Source organism: Desulforamulus aquiferis (assembly GCF_030577015.1).
Lineage (GTDB): Bacteria > Bacillota > Desulfotomaculia > Desulfotomaculales > Desulfotomaculaceae > Desulfotomaculum > Desulfotomaculum aquiferis.
The window spans coordinates 183,895-210,424 of the sequence record NZ_JARPTC010000002.1; the positions used below are offsets into that span (position 1 = coordinate 183,895).

General features: G+C 39.8%; 23 protein-coding genes and 2 tRNA genes. 13 read left to right on the forward strand and 12 right to left on the reverse strand.

What is annotated here, in order from left to right:
• Positions 1-184: 184 nt before the first annotated feature.
• From P6N53_RS02045 to P6N53_RS02060, 4 genes are all read left to right on the forward strand, one after another.
• Positions 185-4,009, forward strand: a complete 3,825-nt coding sequence (locus P6N53_RS02045; protein ID WP_304540761.1) for a response regulator — start codon at positions 185-187, stop codon at positions 4,007-4,009.
• Between the two features lie 161 nt (positions 4,010-4,170).
• Positions 4,171-5,247 carry a branched-chain amino acid aminotransferase gene (locus tag P6N53_RS02050; protein ID WP_304540763.1) on the forward strand — a complete coding sequence of 359 codons (1,077 nt, stop codon included), beginning with the start codon at positions 4,171-4,173 and terminating at the stop codon, positions 5,245-5,247.
• A gap of 248 nt (positions 5,248-5,495) precedes the next feature.
• Complete coding sequence (locus P6N53_RS02055) at positions 5,496-5,645, forward strand: hypothetical protein (RefSeq protein ID WP_304540765.1); 150 nt, start codon at positions 5,496-5,498, stop codon at positions 5,643-5,645.
• 85 nt (positions 5,646-5,730) lie between these two features.
• On the forward strand, positions 5,731-5,979 hold the full coding sequence (locus P6N53_RS02060) for a hypothetical protein (protein WP_304540767.1): 249 nt from the start codon (positions 5,731-5,733) through the stop codon (positions 5,977-5,979).
• 409 nt (positions 5,980-6,388) lie between these two features.
• On the opposite strand, the gene P6N53_RS02065 is transcribed toward P6N53_RS02060, so the two are convergent.
• Both P6N53_RS02065 and P6N53_RS02070 read right to left on the reverse strand, forming a co-directional pair.
• A complete protein-coding gene (locus P6N53_RS02065) occupies positions 6,389-6,562 on the reverse strand; it encodes a hypothetical protein (RefSeq protein ID WP_304540768.1) in 174 nt (57 codons plus the stop codon).
• Positions 6,563-6,847: 285 nt separating this feature from the next.
• A tRNA-Pro gene (locus P6N53_RS02070) sits at positions 6,848-6,924 on the reverse strand.
• A 300-nt stretch (positions 6,925-7,224) separates the two neighbouring features.
• Between P6N53_RS02070 and P6N53_RS02075 the strand changes: the two genes are divergently transcribed.
• Positions 7,225-8,382, forward strand: a complete 1,158-nt coding sequence (locus P6N53_RS02075) for an alkaline phosphatase family protein (protein WP_304540770.1) — start codon at positions 7,225-7,227, stop codon at positions 8,380-8,382.
• A gap of 44 nt (positions 8,383-8,426) precedes the next feature.
• Here P6N53_RS02075 and P6N53_RS02080 read toward each other — a convergent pair whose 3' ends face one another.
• The 4 genes from P6N53_RS02080 to P6N53_RS02095 form a co-directional block, all read right to left on the reverse strand.
• Entirely contained in the window at positions 8,427-8,873 is a 447-nt protein-coding gene (locus P6N53_RS02080) for a hypothetical protein (protein ID WP_304540772.1), read from the reverse strand.
• Between the two features lie 19 nt (positions 8,874-8,892).
• A complete protein-coding gene (locus P6N53_RS02085) occupies positions 8,893-9,603 on the reverse strand; it encodes a ferredoxin-like domain-containing protein (RefSeq protein ID WP_304540774.1) in 711 nt (236 codons plus the stop codon).
• A gap of 198 nt (positions 9,604-9,801) precedes the next feature.
• The gene (locus tag P6N53_RS02090; protein ID WP_304540775.1) at positions 9,802-10,458 is read right to left on the reverse strand and encodes a response regulator; all 657 of its coding nucleotides are present in this window, start codon (positions 10,456-10,458) and stop codon (positions 9,802-9,804) included.
• A 16-nt stretch (positions 10,459-10,474) separates the two neighbouring features.
• Positions 10,475-11,617 carry a sensor histidine kinase gene (locus P6N53_RS02095; protein ID WP_304540777.1) on the reverse strand — a complete coding sequence of 381 codons (1,143 nt, stop codon included), beginning with the start codon at positions 11,615-11,617 and terminating at the stop codon, positions 10,475-10,477.
• 367 nt (positions 11,618-11,984) lie between these two features.
• Here P6N53_RS02095 and P6N53_RS02100 point away from each other — a divergent pair, with 367 nt between their 5' ends.
• The 3 genes from P6N53_RS02100 (at position 11,985) to pstA (ending at position 14,617) form a co-directional block, all read left to right on the forward strand.
• Entirely contained in the window at positions 11,985-12,839 is an 855-nt protein-coding gene (locus P6N53_RS02100) for a phosphate ABC transporter substrate-binding protein (protein ID WP_304540780.1), read from the forward strand.
• A gap of 78 nt (positions 12,840-12,917) precedes the next feature.
• Complete coding sequence (gene pstC, locus P6N53_RS02105; RefSeq protein WP_304540782.1) at positions 12,918-13,766, forward strand: phosphate ABC transporter permease subunit PstC; 849 nt, start codon at positions 12,918-12,920, stop codon at positions 13,764-13,766.
• Between the two features lie 2 nt (positions 13,767-13,768).
• A complete protein-coding gene (gene pstA, locus P6N53_RS02110; RefSeq protein WP_304540783.1) occupies positions 13,769-14,617 on the forward strand; it encodes a phosphate ABC transporter permease PstA in 849 nt (282 codons plus the stop codon).
• A gap of 49 nt (positions 14,618-14,666) precedes the next feature.
• On the opposite strand, the gene P6N53_RS02115 is transcribed toward pstA, so the two are convergent.
• Positions 14,667-14,810, reverse strand: a complete 144-nt coding sequence (locus P6N53_RS02115) for a hypothetical protein (RefSeq protein ID WP_304540784.1) — start codon at positions 14,808-14,810, stop codon at positions 14,667-14,669.
• A gap of 237 nt (positions 14,811-15,047) precedes the next feature.
• Here P6N53_RS02115 and P6N53_RS02120 point away from each other — a divergent pair, with 237 nt between their 5' ends.
• Positions 15,048-15,878 carry a DnaD domain-containing protein gene (locus P6N53_RS02120; RefSeq protein WP_304540786.1) on the forward strand — a complete coding sequence of 277 codons (831 nt, stop codon included), beginning with the start codon at positions 15,048-15,050 and terminating at the stop codon, positions 15,876-15,878.
• A 157-nt stretch (positions 15,879-16,035) separates the two neighbouring features.
• Entirely contained in the window at positions 16,036-16,746 is a 711-nt protein-coding gene (locus P6N53_RS02125; RefSeq protein WP_304540787.1) for a cell wall hydrolase, read from the forward strand.
• Positions 16,747-16,820: 74 nt separating this feature from the next.
• Here P6N53_RS02125 and P6N53_RS02130 read toward each other — a convergent pair whose 3' ends face one another.
• A complete protein-coding gene (locus P6N53_RS02130) occupies positions 16,821-17,576 on the reverse strand; it encodes a Fe-Mn family superoxide dismutase (protein ID WP_304540789.1) in 756 nt (251 codons plus the stop codon).
• A gap of 140 nt (positions 17,577-17,716) precedes the next feature.
• Between P6N53_RS02130 and P6N53_RS02135 the strand changes: the two genes are divergently transcribed.
• On the forward strand, positions 17,717-19,675 hold the full coding sequence (locus tag P6N53_RS02135) for a transglycosylase domain-containing protein (RefSeq protein ID WP_304540790.1): 1,959 nt from the start codon (positions 17,717-17,719) through the stop codon (positions 19,673-19,675).
• A gap of 213 nt (positions 19,676-19,888) precedes the next feature.
• Here P6N53_RS02135 and P6N53_RS02140 read toward each other — a convergent pair whose 3' ends face one another.
• Positions 19,889-20,173: a YgaP family membrane protein gene (locus P6N53_RS02140; protein ID WP_304540791.1), complete on the reverse strand. Its 285-nt coding sequence runs from the start codon at positions 20,171-20,173 to the stop codon at positions 19,889-19,891.
• Between the two features lie 177 nt (positions 20,174-20,350).
• On the opposite strand from P6N53_RS02140, the gene P6N53_RS02145 reads away from it, so the two are divergent.
• Positions 20,351-20,427 (forward strand) — tRNA-Pro (locus tag P6N53_RS02145).
• Between the two features lie 657 nt (positions 20,428-21,084).
• On the forward strand, positions 21,085-22,653 hold the full coding sequence (locus tag P6N53_RS02150; protein ID WP_304540793.1) for a BCCT family transporter: 1,569 nt from the start codon (positions 21,085-21,087) through the stop codon (positions 22,651-22,653).
• A 463-nt stretch (positions 22,654-23,116) separates the two neighbouring features.
• Here the strand turns inward: P6N53_RS02150 and P6N53_RS02155 are convergent, their stop codons facing one another.
• From P6N53_RS02155 to P6N53_RS02165, 3 genes are all read right to left on the reverse strand, one after another.
• Positions 23,117-23,497, reverse strand: a complete 381-nt coding sequence (locus P6N53_RS02155; protein WP_373322973.1) for a thioredoxin family protein — start codon at positions 23,495-23,497, stop codon at positions 23,117-23,119.
• Positions 23,494-24,390, reverse strand: a complete 897-nt coding sequence (locus P6N53_RS02160) for a DMT family transporter (protein WP_304540796.1) — start codon at positions 24,388-24,390, stop codon at positions 23,494-23,496. The genes P6N53_RS02155 and P6N53_RS02160 overlap by 4 nt, the downstream gene beginning before the upstream one ends.
• 61 nt (positions 24,391-24,451) lie before the next feature.
• Positions 24,452-26,500: an alkaline phosphatase family protein gene (locus tag P6N53_RS02165; RefSeq protein WP_304540798.1), complete on the reverse strand. Its 2,049-nt coding sequence runs from the start codon at positions 26,498-26,500 to the stop codon at positions 24,452-24,454.
• Positions 26,501-26,530: the final 30 nt, after the last annotated feature.

Consider the following 26,530-nt stretch of genomic DNA (forward strand, 5'->3'; position numbering starts at 1 on the left):
AATACTTTTGTAATTCTTTAGTTAAGCAAAAACAATAGCTTAATGATATTATTGACAAGATACAGATTCCTATAAAATATTTGTACAATTTTAATTAAATTAATAAATATTAAATGATTTTTATTTCTTTTTGTCGAAAATAAGAAATAAAAAAATGCCTTGGGAGAGCATGGGGGGATATACGTTGCAGGAAAGGCTTATTAGATTGCTTACTGAAAAAGAATCAATGATTATTGATAGATTAATAGACTATGCCAAAGCCGGTGGTTTTACAAGGTACAATTCAACCAGGCAAGAGGATTGGCGGTTGTCGGTCCAGGAAATAATTAAGGGACTTACTGATTACTTGCGGGATTATGATAATGATATTATTTCAGTAGAAGATAGTCATGCCAATAACCCTGTAGTTAATTTTGGAATTATTAGTGCCAAAGCCCATCGGGCCAGAGGCGTTACCTTAAAGATGTTTCTTTCATTATTTAAATTTTACCGAAGGGCCTATTTAGACATGGTAAACGATAGTGAATTTTCTTCTGAGGAGAAAACTGCTGCTAAGAGAGCCATGAATACTTATTTTGATCGTTTTGAATTAAGCTTTTGCAGTGAATGGGCCGGTGAAGGGCCTGATTCTAGATTGCATGAATTACAAGCCATAAACCGTCAGTTAACTAATGAAAAAAATAAGCTAAGAACAATTTTTGAAAGCATGACTGAATGCGTATTTGTAGTAGACCCTGATATGAAAATTACCGAGATAAACTCTGCCGCTGCAGCCTATTTTGAAGTTAACCAGGAAGATGTTATCGGTATGGAGTGTTGTAAGCTTTTAGGCTGTGATAAAAAATCCGAAGAGTGTCACTTGTCGGTGGCTATGAAAACCGGAGGGTGTTATAAAGGCGTTGAGGTAGAAATCACCACCAAGAAGGGTCGCCGGCATATACATACAAGCGGTTCCTTTTTACATGATATCAGCGGTAAATATGCTGGTGGTGTACAGGTATTTGTTGATGTAACTGAGAGATACAACATGGAGCAGGCACTACGACTTCATATGCAGGCAAATAATAGCTCCAGTGATTGTGTTACCATCTTTGACCAAAGTGCGCAGCTTATTTATGCTAATCCAGTGGCAGTGAGTGTATTAGGCCGAGGAATAAGTGAATTAATGGGGTTAGGTATTGAGGAGGTTTATCAAGGAGGGGATAAAATCCTCTTAAACCTTATCAGAGGTGAGCTATGGCGTGGTGAACTAAAGCTAACTCACCCGATAAATCAAAGGGAAACCTTTATTTATTTGCACGCAAATCCAATCCGACTAACAAACGGAAATATTATAGGTTTTCATGCCGCTGCCAGGGACATTACCCTTCACAAACAAACCCAAATCAAGCTCCAGGAAGCCCGGGAGGATACAGAACGGGAGGCCGCCAAACTGAGAGCGATTGTATCAGTAATGCAGGCATCAATAGTTTTGGCTGACTCCGATAATATTATTAAGGAAGTTAATGAACAATGTGAACGTATTACTGGAAGGACAAGGGCTGAACTCATTGGCAAAAACCTTGGGGATTTGCACCAGGGGGAATTTAAAGAGAAAATATGGCAAATCATAGAAAACTGCCGCAAGGACCCCAAACATCCACCCTTGTCCATTACAAGGCGATTAGGCGAAGTAGATGTCATTATGAGTATCCAGCCAGTTTACCGAGATAATAAATATGATGGCATATTATTAATGGCGGTGGATGTAAGCGAGGTAGCCAAGGCCAAAAGACAGGCGGAGCTTGCCAGGGAAGTTGCAGAAAAAGCCAATGAGGCTAAGTCCGAATTTTTAGCAAATATGAGTCATGAAATACGCACACCTATGAATGGTATTTTAGGTTTTGCAGAGGTATTGCTGCAGCAAAACCTTAACTCTCAGCAGGAGGAGAGCGTCAAGGTAATACAAAAGTGCGGCGAACAGCTTATGGAATTGATCAATGATATTCTGGATCTATCAAAGATTGAATCCGGCAAGCTTGTTCTGGAGGAAACATGCTTTAGCCTGCGCAGATTAATCCATGATACAGTAAGTATTGTCGAACCAAGATTAATGGATAAGGATGTAGAAATAAGAATTAACCTTGACCATAATTTACCCGACTATTTTAAAGGAGATCCCACACGAATCCGTCAGGTGTTAAATAATTTACTTGTCAACGCTGCTAAATTTACTTTAGAAGGCTTCGTTGAAGTAAACGTAGCTGGAGAACTGATTAGCAATGAAGGGGGACAATCAATAGACTTAAATTTTTCTGTGGCTGATAGCGGAATTGGCATTCCCGAGGATAAATTAAGCTTGATATTCCAGGCCTTTACCCAAGCAGATGGTTCAACCACCAGAAAATATGGAGGGACTGGGTTAGGTTTGACCATTAGCCGCAGTTTAACGGAGTTGATGGGTGGAGCAATTAGCGTAGAAAGTAAGGTTAATGTAGGCTCAAGATTTACCTTTAATGTACCGGTGAAAATAGAATCTGCATTAGTCAAGGATGAAGAAAATATTAAGGAATCCGGTACAGGGGTAGTTTTAGTAATAGAAGACGACTGGACCACTAAACAACTCATAGCCAACTATCTTGAAAAAGCCGGATACACTGTAATTTCAACTGAACAAGGTAAGCAGGCCTTAACTATGGTTAAGATATATCGGCCTGATGTAATAATTTTAGATATATTACTGCCTGATATAAATGGATGGGAAATACTGGATAAGCTAAAAAAGGGGAGGGAAACCCAGCATATTCCTGTCATTGTTTGCTCTGTACTACCAGAAAAGGAACGAGCTTTTTCCCTTGGCGCAGTTGACTTTATAGAAAAGCCTGTTAATGAAAAAATATTGGTAAGCAGAATAAGGAATTTGACAATGTCTAGACGCAGTGATCAAACACATATTGTTTTGGTAGATGATGATAAATCAACATTGGAGTTTTTAAGGTTCACTGTGGGTGGAGCTGGTTATCATACCCATGATTTTATTCAGGCTGAGAGAGCCCTAGAATATATTTTGGGTGGAGGGCCAGTGCATGCGGTCATATTAGATCTGCTAATGCCGGAAATGGATGGTTTTGAGTTTTTGGATAAACTTAGGTTTGACAGCACATTCAAAGAGTTACCGGTATTAATCAATACGGGAATGAATCTGACCCAGGATGATTATCAGAAGCTGAATGATAAATATGAAAAAATACTAAATAAAAGCTTTGTTCACCCAGATGTTTTATTAGAGGAATTGGCGGCCCTGGTTAAAAATGAGGTTAGACGCAATCATATCCATGAGGAAGCTGAAGCTGATCATGTTAGTGTCTTATTAGTGGAGGACAATCAGTTTAATCAAAAATTAATTGAGCACCTGTTATCTGCTGACGGTTACCGAGTTAGTACTGTTAGTAACGGCGAAATGGCCCTTGAGATGCTTGAAAAAGAGCAATTTGATATAATTCTAATGGATATGCAAATGCCTGTCATGGATGGTTATGAGGCCACAAGACGAATTAAGAGCTCGGAAAAACACAAAAAAATTCCTGTTATAGCTCTGACAGCTTATGCAATGAAGGGTGATAATGAGAAATGTCTAGCCGCAGGGTGCGATAGCTATCTATCAAAACCAGTAAAAAAGGACACCCTCATTTCTATAATTAAGCAATATGTTAAACCCTTAAAAGGGACGAATCTTAAAAAGAAACGCACCAGGGATAAGGGTGTGGATAGTCTTGTCCCCTGGTACCTACAGGATTTAGCTGGTGAAATTGAGAGACTTAAATTGGCTGTTAAGATAGGAGATCTTACTACAGTAAGATATATAGCCCATGGCTTAAAGGGTAGCGGAGGGGCCTATGGTTTCCCTGATTTATCCTCCATGGGTGCGGAAATTGAGAAAGCAGCAGTTACAAATGACGTAGAACTGGCAAAAAGTCTAGTCAAACAATTAAGGGAGTTATATACACAGATCTTGGAAGAAGAGCTATAGACTAAAACGAAAAAGCTGTCCCAAGGGCAGCTTTTTCGACACAAACCTTGTGAAATATATAATTATAGCTAGAGAGAGGATAATTTGCCTCTACCGGAGAATAAATTACCTCTAAAAGGAAATATAGAAATCAATAGATTTTTTAGAACGGGAGTGGGAAAGTGAAAATAGCAATTGAAAATCTAAATGAAAATGAATTAAAACCTATTTACAGTGATGCTTCCCAGCTAGGCTTCGGGCGAATATTTACCGATAGAATGTTCACAATGCGTTACAATACTACAGGCTGGGCAGATGCTAAAATTGAAAAGTACAAGAACTTTAGTTTCGACCCTTCAGCTTGTGTATTTCACTATTCTCAAGAGATATTTGAAGGAATGAAGGCGTACGCCAGTGAAGACGGTCGGATTTTGCTTTTTAGACCTGAACAAAATGTTAGAAGGATGAATCGTTCTGCAGATAGATTAGTGATGCCACCCATTCCCGAGGAAGATATGCTCCAGGCCATTGAAGAGTTAGTGGTAGCCGAAAAAAGATGGATTCCTAAAGCGCCGGGGACATCAATATATATTAGGCCAACCATGGTGGCAACTGAGCCATTTTTAGGAGTTCATCCCTCATCTGAATACTTGTTTTTTATCATTTTAAGCCCAGTGGGAGCCTATTATAAAGGTGGCTTTCAGCCTATAAAATTATATGTTGAAGATACTTTCGTTAGAGCTGCAGTGGGAGGCGTGGGTGATATTAAAACCGGTGGTAACTACGCAGCCAGTCTGATGGCCGGATATGAAGCCCAAAGAAAAGGTTTTTCACAAGTATTATGGCTAGATGCCCGTGAGAGAAAGTACGTTGAAGAAGTGGGAGCCATGAACATGTTCTTTGTTTTTGGTGATAAGATTGTTACACCTCCTTTGACTGGTTCTATTCTGCCAGGTATAACTAGGGCATCTGTATTAGAATTGGCTAATCACCTTGGTTTAAAAACTGAGGAACGTGCCATAACAATTGAAGAAGTTATAGATGGTATTTCAAGTGGCGATATTACCGAAGCCTTTGGTTCAGGTACAGCAGCAGTTATTTCACCTGTTGGTTCACTATACTTCAAGGAAAAGGATTATAGTTTAAACAATGTCCAGGTGGGAGAGGTCACCCAAAGGCTTTATGATACCTTGGTAAACATTCAATACGGTAAAGCAGAAGATCCCTTTGGATGGGTCAAAGAAATTGGCAGATTGTAGTGAAAAATATTTAAGTAAATTGTAATTTCATAAAAAAGTCAGCCCTTGCTCCACTTAAGTGGGGCAAGGGCTGACTTTTTTTACAGCCTAGTGAAAATAATAATTACATAAGGGACAAATTTCACAAAGATAGAATATTTAAAAAATTTAAACAAAATTAAAAGGCTGAAGCAGGGAAATCTTTATGCTATGTAGAAATGTAGTGATAAAAATTAACTAGTATTCTTGGCGGGGGAGGGTTGGTTATTGTGTTGACCCTTTTAAAAGAAATAAGCAAAGATAGAGAGAAGCTTATAGCCTTTATTGATTACCTAGTGGCAAGTGGTCGGCTGACTGAGGATGAAATAATTAAAATTATTAGGGAGTGTGAAGAAAAGAGAAATAGTGTTAATAAATGATGCTTCTTCGATAATTAAAATTATCTGATTTGTAGGTTTATTCAATTTTAATTATCTTTTTATGTTATTCTAGCAGGAAAAGCTTGTGAAATGTCGAATTTGTCTTAGAAATGACAAAGCAGGATTGGAGGTCATTGACATTTACAAGCTACATGAACTTTTATGCGATAATGAAGATATGCTGATGTGCTTTTTAAATTATCTTCAGTTAAACAAGAAAATATCTGAAGATGAGGTTAAAGTATTTTTACAACTTTACGAAGAGCAGAAGAACCTGCCGAAACCAGAAAAGAAGAAATATAAGAGCCTTAAGGATTTGCAATTCATTAAATAATACATATATAAAAACCCAGTTAGTTTAAAGCTAACCGGGTTTTTATTTTAAGGTGATAAGTAAAAAAATGCTATAGAAAACTTTTTCTTTTACCTTCTAGCAGGATTAGTAAAATTTTTAGAAGAACATTTTATTAACTCAAAATAATACCCCAACTAGCACGGGAGATGTGAAGCAATGCAAGAACAAAAACCAAAATGTCCAAGATGTAAGCACTTCTATGTAACCTGGAATCCCAAATATCCAAATGGGTGTAGAATGTATGGGATTAAATCAAAATACCCACCACACATGGAGGTGTCGAGGGCAACAGGCAAAAATTGTTTGGTGTTCGAAAAGAAGTATAATAATGCACATTTATTAAAATAGTAAAGAAGCGAGGAGAAAATATTTCTCACTCGCTTTTTTGCTAACAGATCGGTCTGGGAGGAGTGCTTAGCAGTAATAGAATCAGTATCAAGAAAATAAGAAAAGCAGGGTCGCCATAGCCATATCCACCAACAGGACCTACTGGAGGGCAAACACCGGCTCCTGGACCTACAGGAGGCACACCAATACCTCCGCCGCCAAAACCATATGCCATAATTATTACCTCCTTAATATTTTATTCAGCATCGAATATGCCGCATCTTCCACCACTACTCAGTAAAAGGATTAGGAGTAAGAATACGATGAAATTACTAGAACCACCACCATAGCCGCCGCCAAAACCGTAACCCATTAGATAACCTCCCTTCATTTGTATAATCCATAATATGGAATTAAAAATGATATGTGACAGAATTTTAGAAGTTATAAGGAGGTTGTTATACACAAAAGCAAAAGACTCAGAAGGAGTTTCCTTCTGAGTCTTTTATAATACTTAAATTGGTCGGGGTGACACGATTCGAACGTGCGACCCCCTGCTCCCAAGGCAGGTGCGCTACCAAGCTGCGCTACACCCCGAAGATTACTGACAAAAGCTATTGTAGCAAAAAAAATCTAATCTGGCAATAGGTATTTATAGTAATAATTAATTTAAAAATCCTAGAGTAGCTTTGTAAAAAAAATGTCCAGCTTCGTTGCTGGACGGGGAGAGATAGAACTCACCAAAGCGGAGTATTAGTATTTTTGACAATACTAAATTTGTTTATACATAAAATTGGTTAGGATATTTCTATTTTGAAATTAAGGAAATAGATGGCATAAGGTGGACAAAGGGTAGATATATATTACTAAATATTGTAAACCCAAGGGGGTCTTAGGATGAATTATCATAGAATTTTAATCTTTATTTTGGTGACGATGATTTGCTTTGCTAAATTTTCAATGGCCTTTGCGGAACCGGCAGCAGTTCAGGAACCTACACCAGATCAGACCCCTGTTGTAACAAGCAAAATATTTCTGATCATAGCAGATGGTCTTCAGGCAGAGACACTTCAAAAAACATCGGTTCCAAATATGAATGGCATTGCTAGTTCAGGAGTAAGTGCCACAAAGGTAATTACAGTTTATCCTGATACTGTCCAGGCAACTGTTACTTCAGTATTAACAGGCATGCTGCCAGAAAAGCATGGGTTTAATAATGTAGGAGATAAATTAAATGCCCAAACCATTCAACAGGCAATGGAAGGGAAGAAAATAGATACATCCTTCTTTGGTGCAGAAGGGGAACTGAAGAATCTCTGGGCTGATGGAGGGTATAATTGCTCAGGACCATTTAATAATTCGGATGAGAATGTGGTTAATAACGTTCTAGCCGAGTGGTCAAAGAGTCAGTCTTATCTTAATGTTATTGTATTGCCGGAACTAAGGTCTGTTCTTAACAAGCATGGCGTTAATAGCAATGAATATAAAATGGCTGTGACCAAAACAGACTCCCAAATAGGAAGGATTCTAAGAAAGTTACATGAAGAAAACAGCTATGAAAAAAGCATGATCATCATTACCGGGACCCATGGTTCACCACCTATAATGATGAAAGGACTCCCCTTTAAAGAAAATACACAAAGCCCACCCTTAAGCATCTGTGATATTGCTCCAACAATTGGCTATCTAAACGGGATAGAATTGGGCAAGGTAAATGGAATGGTACTTTGGAATACTTTTAAAAATCTGCCGGGGCAGTCGGAGGAATATCTTTTAAGTCAGAGAATAAAGGATTTAAGTGATGCCAATTCTCACCTCCTGGATGAAATGAACCGTTTGCAAGAGGAAAAAAACCAGGTAAAGCTTCAACAAGACACTATTGCCAAGGAGAAGGAAGACATTCAGAGGCAAATTGAGCATCGTGACAAGACCATATTAAAGCTCCAGGGGCAGATTAAGCTTTATCATATGCTTGCTTCAGTTTTGATTGTAATTTTAGCGCTAAGCTATTTTATCTTTTATCGTGTTTTAAGGAAAAAATTCTTAATGTTTTAAATAGCAAAAGTCCGGCATTAAAATCCGGACTTTTTATTAATTAGCTATTTGCGAAGATTCGTTGCTATTTGGGTTGCTAATTCTTCACTTTGTTGCTTTACCTTAGATAAATACAGAATTACACTGCCCGGATATTCTACCTGCTCTTGTATTATCGCATTCTCCATGGCTGTTCTTACCAGGGAGATTACACAATCCTTAGAATGATTATCCCTGCATTCCTTACATTGTTTACAGCTTTCAGCGATGGTGCGGGCCACTGCCTCCTGATAATAGGGCTTAAAATCTCCAGTTGGAATTAATTTGCTTGCACCAGGAATGTCTAAAACTCCCTTCTGTGAGGCAAATCTTACAACTTTTTTGGCAAAACCCACTAAACAGGTGGCCTCTTTACATTGCTTAGCTGCATTTAAATCACAATCAACACAAAAGTCATTCAATAAATTAGTCAATTTATCAAGGTTAATATCTTCTTTTTTTAGATCAGCCATGAAAAATCCTCCTTAAAATCTAACTTAAGAGAAAGGCTGCGAATTCATCCTCTTCTTGTTTCTCCTCCTGATATAGCTCCACTGGCGGAATAAATTGCTCATAATCTAATCTTTCTATGGTATTACACAGACGTTCCTGGGGTTCTGCTAAATCACGATACTTATCCAGGATAAAGTCTACTACCACAGGTACTTTGGTTTTAATTACCGCCTCAGCCACAATAATGCCGTGAATTGGCCTACTGGTAGCTCCCCGTCCACCAATAATGATGTCAAACATTTCTCCACCCCTGGCTACAAGACCAAGATCAGCACAATAAGGCTCGGTGCAGCCCCGAGGGCAGCCGGCGGTAGAAATTTTAAAGTCCTTTGGAACATCCTGACCAAGATATTTTTGCTGTAATTCAATTCCCAGTTCAAGGGCAGGGCCAAGGGATCTTGGGCAAAGATCTGCACCTCCAGGACAGGCCTTAATGCTGCGTATTTTATTACCAAAGGGTGCAACCTGCAGCCCTAATGATTTAACCCTCTCCAGCAGTGCAGGTATTTTATCCTCTTCTAAAACTGCGATTATGGTTTGTCTAATACCACATTTGATCCTCCAGACACCAACATCACGAGCGGCTTCGGCTAAACCCATTAGTTGTTCAGGGGTTAAAATTCCGCCTGGAAATACAATATTTACAGCATAGAGACCGTTTCTTTGCTGACGAAAGATGGCATCACCCATGTATAAACACTCCCTCAGAAGTTTGTAAATATAAAAATACTTCGACGGTAAAATAGGTAATCCTGCATAAAACAGGAAGTGTGTAAGGCACTTCCTGGTAAGAATAATTAGATGATTTTTGTTCGTTTAAAGGTAAGTTGATGACTCGATGGGCCTCGTAAGTCAGGAAAGAAAAAACCTGTGTTTAATAACACAGGTCTAAATATCTACAATTTTTTCTTTGATGGCATAAAGGGCAGCTTGAGTTCGGTCGACAACCCCTATTTTTTGGAAGATATTAGTCAAATGATTTTTAACAGTTTTTTCACTTATGAATAATGAATTGGCAATATCCTTATTACTCTGGCCCTTGGCCACTTGTTTTAGTACCTCCAACTCACGGTCTGTAAGGGTTTGGTGCTTTTTATCATAAGGCTCTCCGGAAGTAAGACGGCTGAATTCCGCCAATACCCTTGCGGTTAAGGCCGGCGGGATAAAGGACTCTCCCCTGGCAACCCCCAGAATGGTTTGAATTAATTGATCAGGCCGGACATCCTTTAAAACATAGCCTGATATACCATATTTAATAAGCTCAAAGAGATATTCATCTTGATCATGGATCGTTAGGGCAATGATGCCGATTCTAGGCGCCTCAGATTTAATTATCTTACAGGCCTCAATACCGTTCATCAAAGGCATATTTATATCCATAAGCAGGATGTCCACTTGATGATTACGGCAGAAATCTACAGCCTCCTGCCCGTTGGCAGCTTCACCTACCACTTTAATGCCAGGTTCGATGGATAATATTTTTCTTAAACCTTCCCTGATTAAGGCATGGTCATCAACTATTAATAGGTTTATTGATACGGCCATGGAGATACCTCCAGTCTTATTCATTTTGTAATGGTATCCAAAAGTTTATTTCAGTTCCTTTGCCATGCTCCGAGAGTATGTTAATTGCACCCTTTAAAAGTTGGATACGTTCTCTCATACCTACTAAACCATAACCACTACCGCCACTACCTGGTTTAACAGACTCTATATTAAAACCACAACCATTATCCTTAATATAAACATTTATTTTAGCTGGCATTAACTCAATCTTTATTATAACATGCCTTGCTTTTGCGTGTTTTTTAATATTTGTCAAAGCCTCTTGAATGATTCTAAAAACTGCAACCTCTAAAGAAGTATCAAATCTCTTTTCCTGGCCAAGAAATACAATCTCAACGTTTAGAAGGTTCTTAGTTTTGTAATCTTCGCAATATCTTTTTATGGCAGGGAATAGTCCTAGGTCATCAAGGACCATGGGGCGAAGGTCAAAGATAATTTTGCGAACCTCCTGTAAGCTTTGTCTTACCAGTTGTTGTAGGGATATTAGCTCCCCACCTACCATGCTCGGATTTAATTCCAGAAGTTTAAGGCAAAATTCTGCCCGCATAACTATATTAGCCATAGATTGGGCAGGGCCATCGTGGATTTCCCTGGCCACCCTTTTACGTTCTTCCTCCTGGGCCCGTATAATGGAAAGTCCTAATTGCTGCATATCATGTAAGTTACCTAATTTCTTACTAATACCAGATAGATCATTGGTAAGGAATTGCATGGCTATACCAACCTGGGACACTAGCTTTTCAGCTTTTACTGCAGTATCCTTCATCCTTTTTAGGGTTAATTCCAGGTGGTCCCTTTTAAATCGAAGTGTTTTTTCCTCTTCCCTTAACATAACCAATTTTATCTGAATTCCCTGGGCCTTTTCATAGGCACTTTTAATATCTTGCTCGGAATATCTGCGAAAGTCTTTGCTAACTTCCATTAATTTAATTCTGGCTCTTTTCTCTTCTATTTCCAGCTTGTTTACTTCATCAATTATTTTAGCTACCTCTAGTCTGATATCCTGTATTTCTTCCCTAACCCGTTGATATTCATGATGGGCGCTTTCGGCAATGGAGTAGATTTGATCGCGACTTTTTTCGATAGCGGAAACGGTTTCCCTGATGATTTTATCTAAAATTTTTATGTCAACTGCCATTGAGAGACCCTGCCGTTTCATAATTATAATATCTGGTTATTCGTTAATCATTAAAAATATCCTTCATTTATTTCAAAAGCATATGTGTAAATTTAGGTAATAATGTATAAAATTGGCATAAAAATCAAGAAAAGCATACCTATTATCGAATTTTACTCCCATCATTAAGAAATGTTTAACAACTAATTAACTTAATATTTACAGTGAGGAAACTGTTAATTAACAAGTAGACTATACAATTCTCATAGGAGGTGGGAGCAGAAAGAAATCAATTTGAGACCCAATAAAACTAAAGTTGGGACTCATTTAATTATAAACATACTCAATATTAATGGCAAAACACACTCTTATTACCAAGGAGGAAAATATGTTTAAGAACAGTAAAAAATTAATTATCTTATTAGCCTTAGTTGTAGCCGCTGCTGTGGCCTTCACTGGTTGTGGACAGAAGAAAGAAGAAGCTCCAAAGGAAGAAGAAAAAGCTGCTGGATTATCTGGTTCAATTACTATTGCTGGCTCTACTTCAGTACAGCCCCTGTCTGAGGAACTTGCAGAGGCATTTATGTCTAAAAACTCAGGTGTAACCATTAACGTACAGGGTGGAGGTTCCTCTGCAGGTATTAAAGCTGCCAAAGAGGGAGCTGCTCAAATCGGTGCATCTTCCCGTGAACTAAAGAGTGAAGAGAAAGACGGCATTAATGAGTACATGATTGCCCTTGATGGAATTGCAGTGGTAGTAAATTCTAAGAATGAAATTAACGAATTGACTATGGAACAAATACAAAAAATCTTTACAGGTGAAGTTACCAACTGGAAAGATTTTGGTGGACAGGATGCTGCAATCACTGTGGTAAACCGTGAAGCTGGCTCCGGGACCTATGGAGCCTTTGAAGAGCTGGTAATTGGTTCCGATAAGAAATATACTGACAAGGCCTTAACCCAACCTTCCACCGGCGCAGTTCGGACTACAGTTGCTGGTGATGTAAATGCAATAGGTTATATATCTCTAGGTTCCCTTAATGATGAAGTTAAAGGTATTAAAGTGGATGGGGTTGAGCCCACTGTAGAAAACGTTAAATCCGGAGCCTTCAAAATCTCCCGTCCCTTCCTGTACCTAACCAAGGGAGAACCCAATGAGGTAAGCAAAGCCTTTATCGACTTCGTGATGAGTGCAGAGGGTCAAAACATTGTTAAGGATGCTCACTTCATCCCCACTAATTAACTGGGAAGCTACGGACAATCATAAATAGGGAGAGGGCTGGCTGTGCCAGCCTCTATCCTGTTTTAGTGAGGGTGGTTTATGAAAATTCACGAAAAATTAATTGAAAAATTATTAATGCTCAGTGCTGTGATAGCCGTCCTGGTGGTGGCCCTGATCACCTATTTTATTTTTGCAGACGGCCTGCCAGTTATGCTTAAGCATGGCTTAGGACATTTTTTGCTGGGAAGCGAATGGCGTCCATTAAATGATCAATTTGGTCTTCTGTCAATGATTGTAGGTTCATTCCTTGTTACCTTTGGTGCCTTAATAATAGGTGTTCCCTTAAGTGTTGGCTGTGCTATTTTCTTGGCAGAGATTGCTCCCAAGCAAGTTACCATGGTAGTTAGGCCAGCCATTGAGCTGCTGGCGGGTATACCATCGGTTGTCTATGGCTTTTATGGACTTATAATACTTGTCCCCCTTATTAGGGAGTTTTTCGGTGGCAGAGGTTTTAGTATCCTTGGGGGCTCAGTGGTACTGGCAATAATGATATTACCCACAGTGGTTAATATCTCTGAGGATGCCATTAGGGCGGTACCGAAGGAATATAAGGAGGGGTCCTTAGCTTTAGGTGCAACCCATTGGCAAACTATCAAGAAGGTGATCGTTCCCAGTGCTCGCTCCGGAATACTTACTGCCATCGTATTAGGAATGGGACGTGCCATAGGTGAAACCATGGCTGTAATTATGGTGGTCGGTAATGTTGCTTCACTACCGGAAAGTATCCTCGATCCCGTTAGAACCTTAACTGGCAATATAGCCATTGAGATGGGTTATGCTGCTGGGACGCATTCCCAGGCCTTGTTCGCAACGGGTATTGTTTTATTTGTGATCATCATGATTCTAAATTTCCTAGTTACATTGGTACCCAAAAGGGTGGGTGGATAGTTATGGAAAAGGTTAATTCATCTGTATATATTGAAGAGAAAGTTGCTAAAGCATTTCTCTGGATATCTGTTATTGTAACCATTGGGGCTCTGATGGCGGTTATTTTTCATATTTTGCAAAATGGCTTAATGCATATTAATTGGGCTTTTCTAACTGAGCACCCCAAGCAAATGGGAAAAGAAGGGGGGATCTTCCCCACCATCGTTAGCACAGTATATTTAATTTTAATATCCCTTGCCATTGCTACCCCCATCGGGATTATGGCTGCTATTCAGCTTACCGAATATACAAAAACGGGACCATTGGTTAAAGTGATCCGTTTTGCCACTGAAACCCTGGCAGGTATCCCGTCAATTATTTTTGGCTTATTTGGTTTTGCTTTTCTTGTTTTGTTTATGGGCTTTTCTTGGTCGCTATTATCCGGTGGCTTAACATTAGCTTTTATGGTTTTACCCACCATTGTTCGTACCAGTGAAGAAGCTATCAAGAGTGTACCCCTAAGTTTTAGAGAGGGAAGTATGGCCCTGGGGGCAACCAAATGGCAAACAGTATGGAAAATTGTATTACCCAGCGCATTGCCAGGGATTTTAACTGGCATCATTCTGAGCATGGGACGTGCTGTCGGTGAAACTGCCGCAGTAATTCTTACGGCAGGCAGTTCATTAAATATTCCTGCCTCAATTATGGATCCAGGTCGTACCATGTCAGTACACCTGTATATTTTAGCCATGGAAGGTATTTCCATGGAAAAGGCTTATGCCACTGCGGCAGTTTTGATCATCTTAATCTTTGTTATTAATTCTTTAGCCAACCTAATTATGCGTAAAATGACTTCTAATATGGCAGCCTAGAAAATAAAGAAACAGCCACGGGTTGACGGCTGTTTCTTTATGCAAAACCCTAAAACACATCCAGGTTATATATACCTGTTTCATCATCCTCTTCTTGAGCGCTGTTAAGGTGACCAATAATTGAATCTGCCACCCACCTTTGTTGCTCCGGGGACAGCTTCTTGAATTGCTCCATTATTCTTTCTGTAGGCATTAAAACCCTCCCTTTGTTCCTATAGATTAACCGTACATATTCAAAATATTCCTTAAAAAATAGGTTGTCAGCTGTATTTTGCAAGCAACTTTTTTATCGTAAACGGTGTAAATTGAACATAACGGGTTTATGAGCTTTATACCTTGGTTATTTGATATAACTTGTCAGCAAACAGAGATGGACAAGTCTGCCAACCTTGCCATAAAATAATGTAAGGATGTTAAGGGAGGTTGGGTCATGTCTCATAATAACGGGCGAGCTATGAAAAAGGAATTTGATGCAACAAACATGACCGTTTACTTTGGTTCAGCTATATTTACCAGTGGAATTACCGGAATTCCCAACCTGTTCCTAAAGTATTATCGTGAGGTTGGCATCACTGATTCCGAGATGATGCTGATCATTCAATTGCTAAGATTACGTACCGAAGAACAGCAATTTATGCCCAGTGCAGATGTGCTGGCAAATTGCTTGGCCGCTGATTCCATGCAGATTGAAAGACAGATCAAAAACCTGCTGGATAAAAAAATTATTGGCATTACAAATTACTTTACTGATTCAGATGGTTCAATCACAGAGGGGTATGATTTTGAACCCTTAGTTTTTGAATTATCCGAGGTCTGGGCATTAAATCAAAAAAGGGAATTGGATAAAATAGCCGAGAAGGTTAGCAATAAAAGCTTAAACATCCATGAGGAACAACCTGCTGGGTTTAATCTTTCTTTTAGGGAGCAGGAGCTTTGCCATAAGTTTGAAAATGAATTCGGAAGATTGTTATCTCCAATGGAACTGGAGCAAATTATTGCCTGGGTGGAGGAAAATGAATCAGAACTAATTTTGGAGGCCCTTAGGCAGGCAGTAATTAGAGGAAAACATAATTTCAAGTATATTGGCAGCATATTGAGGGAATGGAAAAAGAACAACATTAGAACTATCAATGAAGTCATGGAATTTCAAAGGCAATTCAGTGAAAACAGAGGGAGAAATACCCAGCGGAGCAGTGAGCAAAACCTTGGGAATAGGGCGGATCAGAAGAAAAAGGCCCTAATGAGATCAATGTACAGCTAATGGCTGGGAAGGTAATGCATGTCGGTAGCGCCATGGGAATAATAAATTTCTTAAATGAAAACAAGCTTTGATGGCTAATCAAGGCTTGTTTTTTTCTATTATGTATATTCTTAGGAGAAATGTGCAAACCTATGATGTGGGAAGAAAGGAGGAAATAATGAATAAAAAGTACCGTAAAATCGCTGGAATATTGGCGGTTGTGTTAGCGGTCGCTTCCGGATTGGTAGGTTTAACTGCCGCTGAAGGAGAGACTTGCGACGGTGCAGGTGATTTAGAACTTGGGCTTTCCGAAACGGACCAGACTTTTTCAGAGCTTACTTATACTGTCCATTCGGGGGATACCCTGTACCAGATTTGTAAGGATTACAATGTAACCCTTGGACACCTAATGCGGGTCAACAGCTTAAAAAATACCATTATTCATCCGGGACAAAGACTTGTCATTCCAACAGCCAATGTTTCTCCCTTCGGTATGGTATTATCCCGGGGGGACGTATCCAGAGAAGACATCAAACTTCTGGCACGGCTTATTCATGCGGAGGCAAGGGGGGAGTCCTATGAGGGTAAGGTTGCTGTTGGGGCGGTGATAATTAATAGATTGGCCAGTCCAGAATTTCCAAAGAGCATAAGAGAGATAATTCTTGAGACTAATGGACGAGTTTACCAGTTTTCTCCGGTACAGGATGGTTCAATTAATCTTGAGCCGGACGAAGAAGCATTCAAGGCAGCCCTTGAAGCTCTTATGGGACAGGACCCTACAGGGGGAGCACTATTTTTCTATAACCCTATAGTGGCCAAAGATAAATGGATCAAAACCCTTCCTGTTGTTACTAAAATAGGTAATCACGTTTTTGCTACAAAAATATAAGCAGTATATAACTTCCGCCAGAGATGCTAAAGAATAGCATCAGGCGGAAGTTTTCATTTAAAATAGTAAACTTTTTAATTTTTTTTATTTTCCCAGCGGGAATTAACCACATACCAGTCAATATTTCCGAAGATTGCATCCAGATAGCTGAAACGGTTAGTTCCATAATCTATAAAGTAGGCATGCTCATATACATCTACAACCAATAAAGGCTCAAAACCGATAACAGTACCTGAATCATGGGCATCCAACCCATAATTATGCAAATGTTTATCATTGTAATCGTATCCTAGAATCACCCAACCTCTACTGGCTATGGCAGTGGCACGGAAATCCTTCTCCCAAAATTCATAGGAACCAAAATCCCTTACTATGGCCTCAAAGATAGACCCGGATGCACCACCACCACGTCCCCCAATGTTTGCAAAGTAAAGCTCGTGAAGTTTATAGCCCCCTAGAGCATAGGTTTCCGATAGCTTAAGGGCTCGAATGGGACTAAAGGTAGAGTTTGCATTAATACGGTCGGCAGTTCTCATCTTGAATCTGATTTCATTTACCTTGCTTATATACCCTAGGTATAACTTGTAGTGTTCTTGGATTTGACGGGGAGAAATACCGATCATGGTTAGGAGCTGGGGTCTTAGGGTTTGGGGCACAATTTCACAAAAAGTACCATCAGATGCATCGGGAATAAATATAACATCCCCGGACTGAAGCTGGTCTAAACTTTCCAGATGTCTATTGGCATTAGAAATATTCTCCAATGAAACTTTATACTTTTTAGCTATTACCTTTATTGTATCTCCAGGCCTAACCACGTGTTTTGGCATAAATTCACCCCCTTTATAAAGGTTTGGTAATATAATATTCTGTTACCACAATATGGTTACCCTTCCACACTGGCATAATGTGATGTTGGGCAGGGGAATATTAAGATATTGTCAAAATCCACTGTAATGGAGGAAAAAATTTGAGTCGGGTAAAATTCCTGGTCACAATTGGCCTTATAATTCAAATCATCATGCTGCCTGGATGCTTGCCCTTGGGACAGGAGGGACCTCCTGATGTACCAATTCCTTCCCGCATAGTAGATGTAAATAACAATTTAATTACAACTGTGTCACAGGTACGAACGATACCAGTTGATCTTGACAATATTGCTCCAGAAATGCAGCAGGCAATTGTGGCCATAGAGGATGACAGATTTTATCAGCACAGGGGTATTGACTTTAGGGGCTTGGGCAGGGCAATATATCAAAACATACGTGCCGGTGAAGTGGCCCAAGGTGGGAGCACTATCAGCCAACAGCTGGCTAAAAACCTTTATTTAGGACCTGAAAGAACACTGGATAGAAAAATTAGAGAACTATTTTATACAATTCAGTTAGAGCGGACCTATACCAAAAAAGAAATACTTAATATGTATCTTAACCATGTATATTTTGGGCAGGGGGCTTATGGTGTTGAAGCTGCTGCCAGAACCTACTTTGATAAATCTGCCTCGGAGCTTTCCCTGGGTGAAAGCGCCATGTTGGCAGGTTTGCCCAGGGCTCCCAGTTACTACGCACCAACCACAAATTTTGAAGGAGCTAAGGAACGACAAGAAGTTGTCCTAAGAAGAATGGCAGAGCTTCAAATGATCTCACCGGAAAGGGCCAGGGAGGCCAGGGAGGAGCACCTAGAGCCAAGGGCTAAGGTTGATTGGTTTCAGCAGGCACCTTATTTTGTTGCGGAGATAATTAAACATTTTGAGGAGAACTATCCTGATGGCATGGAAATGCTCTATACAGCAGGTCTTAGGATCCAAACTACCCTGGATTTAAATTTACAAAGGGCTGCGGAAAATGCCTTGCAACAGGGCCTTGATAATGTTAACAAAGATATAAACGGTGCTTTAGTGGCCATTGATCCTTCAAATGGCTATATCAAAGCCATGGTGGGGGGAAGGGACTGGCAAAGCTCACAGTTCAACAGAACACTGGCCAGATTACAACCTGGCTCCGCTTTTAAACCATTTTTGTTTACTGCAGCCCTTGATTCTGGTTATACTGCGGCCAGCACCATTTATTGTTCTCCAGTAACCTATACCCAAGCTGGCTCTGAACCATATACACCCACTGATCATAGGGGTGGCTATCATCATAGGCCCTTTATACTAAAACAGGCCTTGGCCATTTCGGATAATGTGGTGTCTGTAAAACTGGCAGATATGATTGGGCCTGAAACATTAATACGCTATGCGAAGGCCATGGGTATTGAGAGTCCCCTGAGACCTTTTCTTTCCTTGGCCCTTGGTACTTCCGAAGTAACACCCCTGGAGATGGCAGTGGCCTATGGACCCTTAGCCAATCAAGGAGTTTTAGCTAGGCCCATGTACTTATTAAGGGTGACAGATCAAGAGGGCAGGGTTCTTGAAGAGCATAGTCCCAACCTAGCCAAAGTAATTGACGAAAAGATAGCTTATATTGTTACAGATATGCTCCAAGCAGCAGTCAGCCCTGGAGGTACTGCAGCACAACTGTCCTGGATGGTTTCTCGACCTGTGGCCGGCAAGACCGGAACCACAGAAGAGTATACTAACGCCTGGTTTGTTGGCTATACACCTGAACTGGTGGCGGCAGTTTATGTGGGTTATGATGACAAAAATAGAAAAGTTGGATTAACCGGAGGAGACATTGCCGCCCCCATATGGGGAAATTTCATTGAGGCAGGCCTTAAGGAACGACCAATGGAGGAATTTCAAGTTCCCGAAGGTGTTGTGCAAGAGGAAGTTTGTACAGCCGATGGGCGAAGGGCTACGGCTCTTTCGGAAAACACCATGACAGCAGTATTTATAAGTGGAACAGAACCTAGATTGCCATGCTATGGTGACCGTTGGCTCCAGAGGCCCCAGGATTCGGGAGAAGGACCGGACGACATTGACTATTAACCTATAAGACACAAAAAACAGGCCCTTGAGCCTGTTTTTTAGGATTCATGATTCATTTGAGTACTCGGATAGATAACAGTTTTCGCAATAAACATTATCAGTGTCTTCATCTACAAGCATTTTATTTTCCAGATATTCTTTACCACAGAGGCAGCATTGTAACATAGTCTTCCTCCTTAGTAGCATCAGATAACAGATTGGCAGCGTTGCCAACTACTTCTCCGAATCCGGCTTTGTTCCGAAGTTCCATTTATATACTTCCTCCTTTATATCAAGGTAAGGTTTTCTCGTTGATATCCCTAGCAGATGATAAATGGGACTAAAGCCTACTATTGCAACAAAAATAATCTCAATTCCTAGTATGGCGAAGAGTATAGACCAAACAGTGCCATATATCATTAAAACAGCCAAGGCGAGAAACATTATGCCAAAGGTTATGCGTAAGATTACATCTGTAGTGCCAACATTTTTAATCAGAACGATCACCTCCAATTTCATGGCTCTATAGTATTATCCTGCAAATATTGTTTGGTTATTCTTTTTACAGGGAAATCCATCAGCAGTATTTTTCTATGATCTATTTAAATTCTTGACAAATATTGTGTGATGATTCATAATAAATTCTGTTATAAATAGGAAGAGCGGGATATTACAAAATATATGTGATATTTTTATCGGGGCGTGGCGCAGTTTGGTAGCGCGTTGGTTTCGGGAATCAAAGGCCGCAGGTTCGAATCCTGTCGCCCCGACCAGAATAAAAACCTTCTACAAATATGTAGAAGGTTTTTTTTGTTGTATTTAAACAGCAGCTATAATACTTAAATTTAACCAGGAATTTCCGGTTGAATTTAAGTAGCTCATAGAGTAATATAATACTCCGAGGAAGCAAGGGGGAGGGTACTCTTGCTTCCGAGAAGAAAAGCTGTTTCTTGAAAACTGAACAGCAAAAAATTAAGTATGTAATACAATCACAAAGCAAAAAATCTTTGTGGTTGTTATTTTTTTGATCTATCGCTAACTATAAAATACTGGGACTATTAAGTGTTTATAAACTATTAATATCTCAAAATTACATTATTACTACTAGAAATAATGATGTTTTAATCTTTACAAGTCAAATAAATGCTATTTATTTTAGTTATACCGGTATAGATATTGTGTAATGTACATTACACGACAATATTTTTATAATTAAGTAACAAAGGCAAGTGAAGGTAAGAACAAGCCTTAAAAATCACTTTCGTAACTGGTTTCTATTTGATGTTAGGTGAATTATGTTGCGTTGTTAAAGAGGGGGAGATATAGACCTTATAAGTTTATAGAAGAAAAATTAGTAATTTAAAACTTAATATTGGAGAAAGACCAATTACGGGCATGGAATTTGTGTACATGCTGAAGGGAGCGGGATAATGGAGACTACAAAATATGCGAAGATAAATAAATCAGTTTTCTGGGGTAGTGTAATTATTTGTTTATTATTTTTTGGACCTATGATCTTGTTGCAAGAATCTGCACAAGAATTAGTAGGTAAAATAATGTATGCAGTTACTCATGGTACTGACTGGATGTGGGAAATAGTAGTTTTTGGTGCGGTACTTTTTTCACTATGGTTAGCATTTGGTCCCTACGGCAGAGTAAAGCTTGGTGGACCAAACGATAAGCCCGAATTCTCAACATTTACTTGGTTTGCTATGATGTTCTGTGGTGGCTCAGGTGCTGGACTTATTTATTGGGGTATTCTTGAACCAATCTATTACTTGAAATGGCCACCCTTTTGGGCTGCGGAAGGATCTGCACAGGCTGCTCAATGGGCACTTTCCTATGGTATTTTCCATTGGGGTGTTAGTGCTTGGGCTACCTTTGTAATCCCTGCTGTCGGGTTCTCCTATATGTTTTATGTTAGAAAAAGGCCATACCTTTATCCAAGTTATGCCTGTCGTGGCATTTTAGGGGACAGAGTTGATGGTTGGTTAGGCAGAGCCATTGACCTAATAATGGTTGTTGGTATGGTGGGTGGCGTAGCAACATCTTTAGGGCTTATCTTACCAATGATAGCTAATATTGGCGCAACATATTTTGGTTTAGAAGATACCCTAGGGGTAAGATTAGCAGTAGCTGCAGTGTTTACTTGCCTTTATGGTTATAGCTGCTATAAAGGGCTATATGCTGGTATTGCCAAAATTTCAGGCTACAATATGTGGTTAATTTTAGGTCTATTATTATTCGTGTTACTTGCAGGCCCAACAATCTTTATGTTTTCCTTATTCTTTGATAACATTGGGGTGCTATTAAATAACTTCTTACGGATGAGCTTCTATACTGATCCGATAAGTAAATCAGGCTTCCCACAAGATTGGACTGTTTTCTATTGGGCTTGGTGGTTTGCCTGGGCAACATATATGGGTCTATTTGCTACCAGGATTTCTAGAGGTCGTACTATTAAGGAACTTGTTTTAAATATGCTCTTCACTGCAACTGCAGGCTGTGCACTTTTCTATTTAACCTTTGGATCTTACACAGTTGATTTGATTATAAATCAGGGTGTCGACTTGATTGGCATATTACAAGCTTCAGGTGGACCAGCAGTAATAACCTACTTGCTTAACACCTTACCGATGGCTTCCATTGCAATACCTATATTCCTGATAGTAATGCTTGTATCCCAGGTTACCGCAGTTGACTCTGTTTCTTACACAATTGCGGCTATGTCTTGTACTGAAATCAGGGATACCCAAGAGCCGCCAAAATGGTCTAGAATATTCTGGTCATTTATGTTGTTCTTCTGCACATCGGCATTGTTCTTGGTTGGTGGACTAAAGGTAGTTCAATTAGCATCTATTTTGACCGCTTTCCCTGTAGCCATTATAACGGTCATGTTAGCTATCTCTCTAGTAAAATGGCTCAATAAAGATTTTGGAGAAAAAGTTAAACCTCAAAAATTGACTCTTGACTCAAAATCTGAAGAGCAGAATGCGTAGATACTATTGCTGCTGAAGATGAGAAAATTGTAATTGAATCAGCTATTGCATCTAGTACTACTAAATAGTTATTTTATAACAAGAAATTTAAAAAATAAAGTTATAATTTAACAATGAATTTACTGTATGAATGTAATATAGCACAGCCTCTTAAGTTAAAGCTAGAGGCTGTGCTTTTTTGTTCGTAGAACGAGTTTATCTCGCATATGAGGCTTCGCCTAGGAAAAAATAAGAGGGGGGTAACTGTATAGTTTCCCCCTCAGATTGTCGAAATACCTCAGGCTTTCGCGGACATCCATGTCCGCGAAAGCCATTTTCCCATCCTCAGCTTCGCGAAGCGCTGTTTCCACTGCTTCGAGTGTCGCTGTTCGGGATTATTAAAACCCAGTTGAATCTTTTTCAACAGGCTGAGGGGGGTAACTATAAAAGTTACCCCCCCTTTGAAAGAACTCTAAAATTATATTTATTCACCAAGAACTTCGGCAATCTTTTCCTCTACGGTTTCTTCCTCGACTTGACCAGCCACTTTCCCTTGAAGCTCACCCTCATTGAAGAAGACGATAGAGGGAACTCCTCTTAAGGAAAATCTTTGGGACAGGTTCTTTTGCTCTTCAACATCAACACTGTAGAAGCCGAACTTACCTTCATATTTAGGTTGCAATTCTTCCAACATTGGAACAACTTCTTTGCATACGTGGCAATTTTTCCTTGAAAATACCACCAGGCAAGGCTCAGCGTTATCATAGATAATTTCTTCAAAGCTGGTTGAATCTAATTGTTTTAAAGACATATTTAACCACTCCTTAATATTAAAATTAACATTGTATGATAGACCAAAGGTTATACACCGGCATCAGCAGTATTTACATTGACTTGCTGTGATTTTTTAGGAGTTAATAGCAAGGTGACCAACATGCCAGTTATGATCATTATGCAACCTGTCAGTTCTTTTATACCCATAGTATCATGCAATATTAAATACGCAAAAATACCCGCAGCTACTGGCTCTAAAACTAAAATTACTGATGCACTGGTGGCGCTTATTTTGCTCTGAGCCCAATTCTGTATAGCCGTATTGACTGCTGTACCAAAAAGGATAGCAAAAAGAAGCAATAGAATAAGATTCATATCAAAGTATTCCATAGAAACAATAGGCTCTACTAGAACAGCAGAAGCCAGTGATAACACTGCCGTTACTGCAATTTGAATAACCGTTAATGAAATAGGATCGTGATCTTTTGCAAAATGACTAATTAAAACGATGCTAATGGAGAAGGATACTGCACCTAAAAAGACCATTGCATCGCCAAACCCAATGGCAAAGCTACTATTTAGGCTTAATACTCCAAGTCCTATTGTCGCTAATAGAATGCCAAATAATTCATTAGCATGAGGCATTCTTCTTCTTATAATACTCTCAAAAAGTGGGACCAAAACCACAAAAAGCCCTGTCAGAAAGCCTGCTTTAGAAGCCGTTGTATAATTTAGTCCCACTGTTTGCAAAATGTAGCCTATACCAAGGGCTATTCCGATCAATGCTCCAGCCTTCAACGTTGATTTGTCAATATTTCTTAAACGTTGATGGTAAAGGAGGCCTAAAAGAATTGTTGCTCCGACAAATCTAATACTGGAATAGTACAGTGGAGTAGTGCTTTCTAAAATTAGTTTTCCGACTACAAAATTAGCACCCCATAGCAGAGTAACTAACAGCATCCCAATTTCAGCAGTTCTCCGCATCGCAACAACCCTCCATTTAAAAGCAGCTATCAGATTTACTGATAGCTGCTAGATTGTTTATCTAGATTTCTTCTGTGAAAATCTGATAAATCGGAGCTCCTTCGCATTGAGCAGGGAAACGCAAACCTAGCAAAGCTGAGACGGAAGGTGCAACATCCACTTGTCTGATAATACGATCTGTTGTAAATCCAGCCTTAATGCCAGGGCCTGCTGCAACGAAAATGGGAGAAACAGAAGTCTCATGATATCCTTCTGAGGTTGAGATACCATCGCCATGCAATCTGTTGTGTCCTTCCTCAATGGAAAAGAAGATATCACCACACTCTGGTCCATGGGTACCCAGTATCACTGCGTCTTTGTTTCTTAGGCAGATACCCACAACACGTCTTCCAGATCTTTCATCCCTGTAGTTGTATAGGTCGTTAATGATTTGTTCTTCCAGAGCATATTTGTCTGCGGGGTCCACGATACCTGTTTTGTCACGGCCCTTAAGGTTGATATAAATATAGTTACCGCGAATCTGAACGGCTCTGGTCTTTTCCCAATCTACTTCTCTGATGGAATTGCCGTTCTCATCTTTCTTCATAACGGTATAGCCCAGTTCTTCCATAACCTTAGTATTGAGACCACCGTATTCACCCAAGATAGGAGGTACGTTTTCCCCAACGATGAGGCCATGATCACTAACTAATAAAATTGTCCAACCTTCATCTAGTAAGTGCATGAATTCACCGAGGTAATCATCTGTCTGCAGATAGAACTTTTCAATAAATCCTTGATAGACTTTTTCATCTGTATAATCCCATTCAGGCAGTGTTTTAGCCAGGTGCCATAACTGGTGACCAGCACAATCAATATTGTGTAGGTGGGAGAATACTACTTCATAGCCCTTTTCCTTGATGAGGTAATTCATGCAATCAGCTTGCCATTTGTTGTATTGTACCCAGGAGGGTTCAAAGATTTCACGAACTAACTCAGCATCTTCGCCACCGATTAAACTAACAGGTGGAACTACGCCAACATTATCAACAATTTCTTGGAAGAGGGTCTTGGGATGCCACAACATGTCATTGGCAATATCAAGGGCGTTACTAATCCAAAGTCTAACTTGTGTACCAGCTGGGTCCAGCTCTAAAATCTTCATGGAACGACATGCTGGCTTAGTTACTTCCTTTTTAGTAACATCATCAATGATATTAGATACCATTTCACCCTTTTTGATGATAGCAATGGGTGCTTCAGCTTTCTTATTCTTGTATATAGCTACTCTGTCATATTCGCCGGCTTCGTTTTTAAGAATTAAGGCGGGGCGTCTCATAACACCACCGGAAGTTAGGATAGTAAATTCTTTTGCGCCTTCTGGAGCATTTGCCCAACCAGTAGCATCTTTAAGGGGAGAGTTAACGATGTCATAGGCTACCTTACTACCAATAACAACTTCGGTATCCTCATCATCCATAACGTAGGTGCGAATTTCGCCGCCTTGACGAGCGGTATCTCCCCACCACAGTTCCATCATTTCATCATCAACATCATTATCTAAAGTATCTTCTAGGTCGGAAATAACGCAACCAACGCCTGCCGGCTTATCAACTCTTGGTGCATAGCGTACTTCTTTAATATCAGCATTAGCAACAATAACTTTTTCCCAATCAAGCTGTGCAACTCCCATGTTAACAGAACCAGGCTGAGTTCCGTCCACAACACTTAGATTTGGGCTTTGAGAGGTTGGGGGCCAAGAACTGCCGGGCCAGTGCCAAACGAGAGTCTTCATGCCAGCTTCAGTTGTGATGTTCCAGATTTGTTCTGCAGTGCAATTACGTGAATCCATATTGTAAACAACAGCATCAAGACTTTCGGGAGACTGTCTCCAATAGCAAGTGATACCGTGGGTACCTGGATAAGCACCTGTGGCAAGTGTTGTCCAGCAGGGAGGTGTAATGGTTGGAATTGCACCCAGAAGAACTAAATCTTCCCTAGCAGCTCCACGGTCAATGAATTTTTGCAGATTAGGCAGTTTGCCTTCTGCTAAATATTTTTTTGTAATTTTTGGGTCCATGCCATCGACGCCTAGTACCAATAGTTTACTGGTAAGTGGCTGTCTTTTCATAGTAGCTATCTCCTTTCCTAGTACCATATA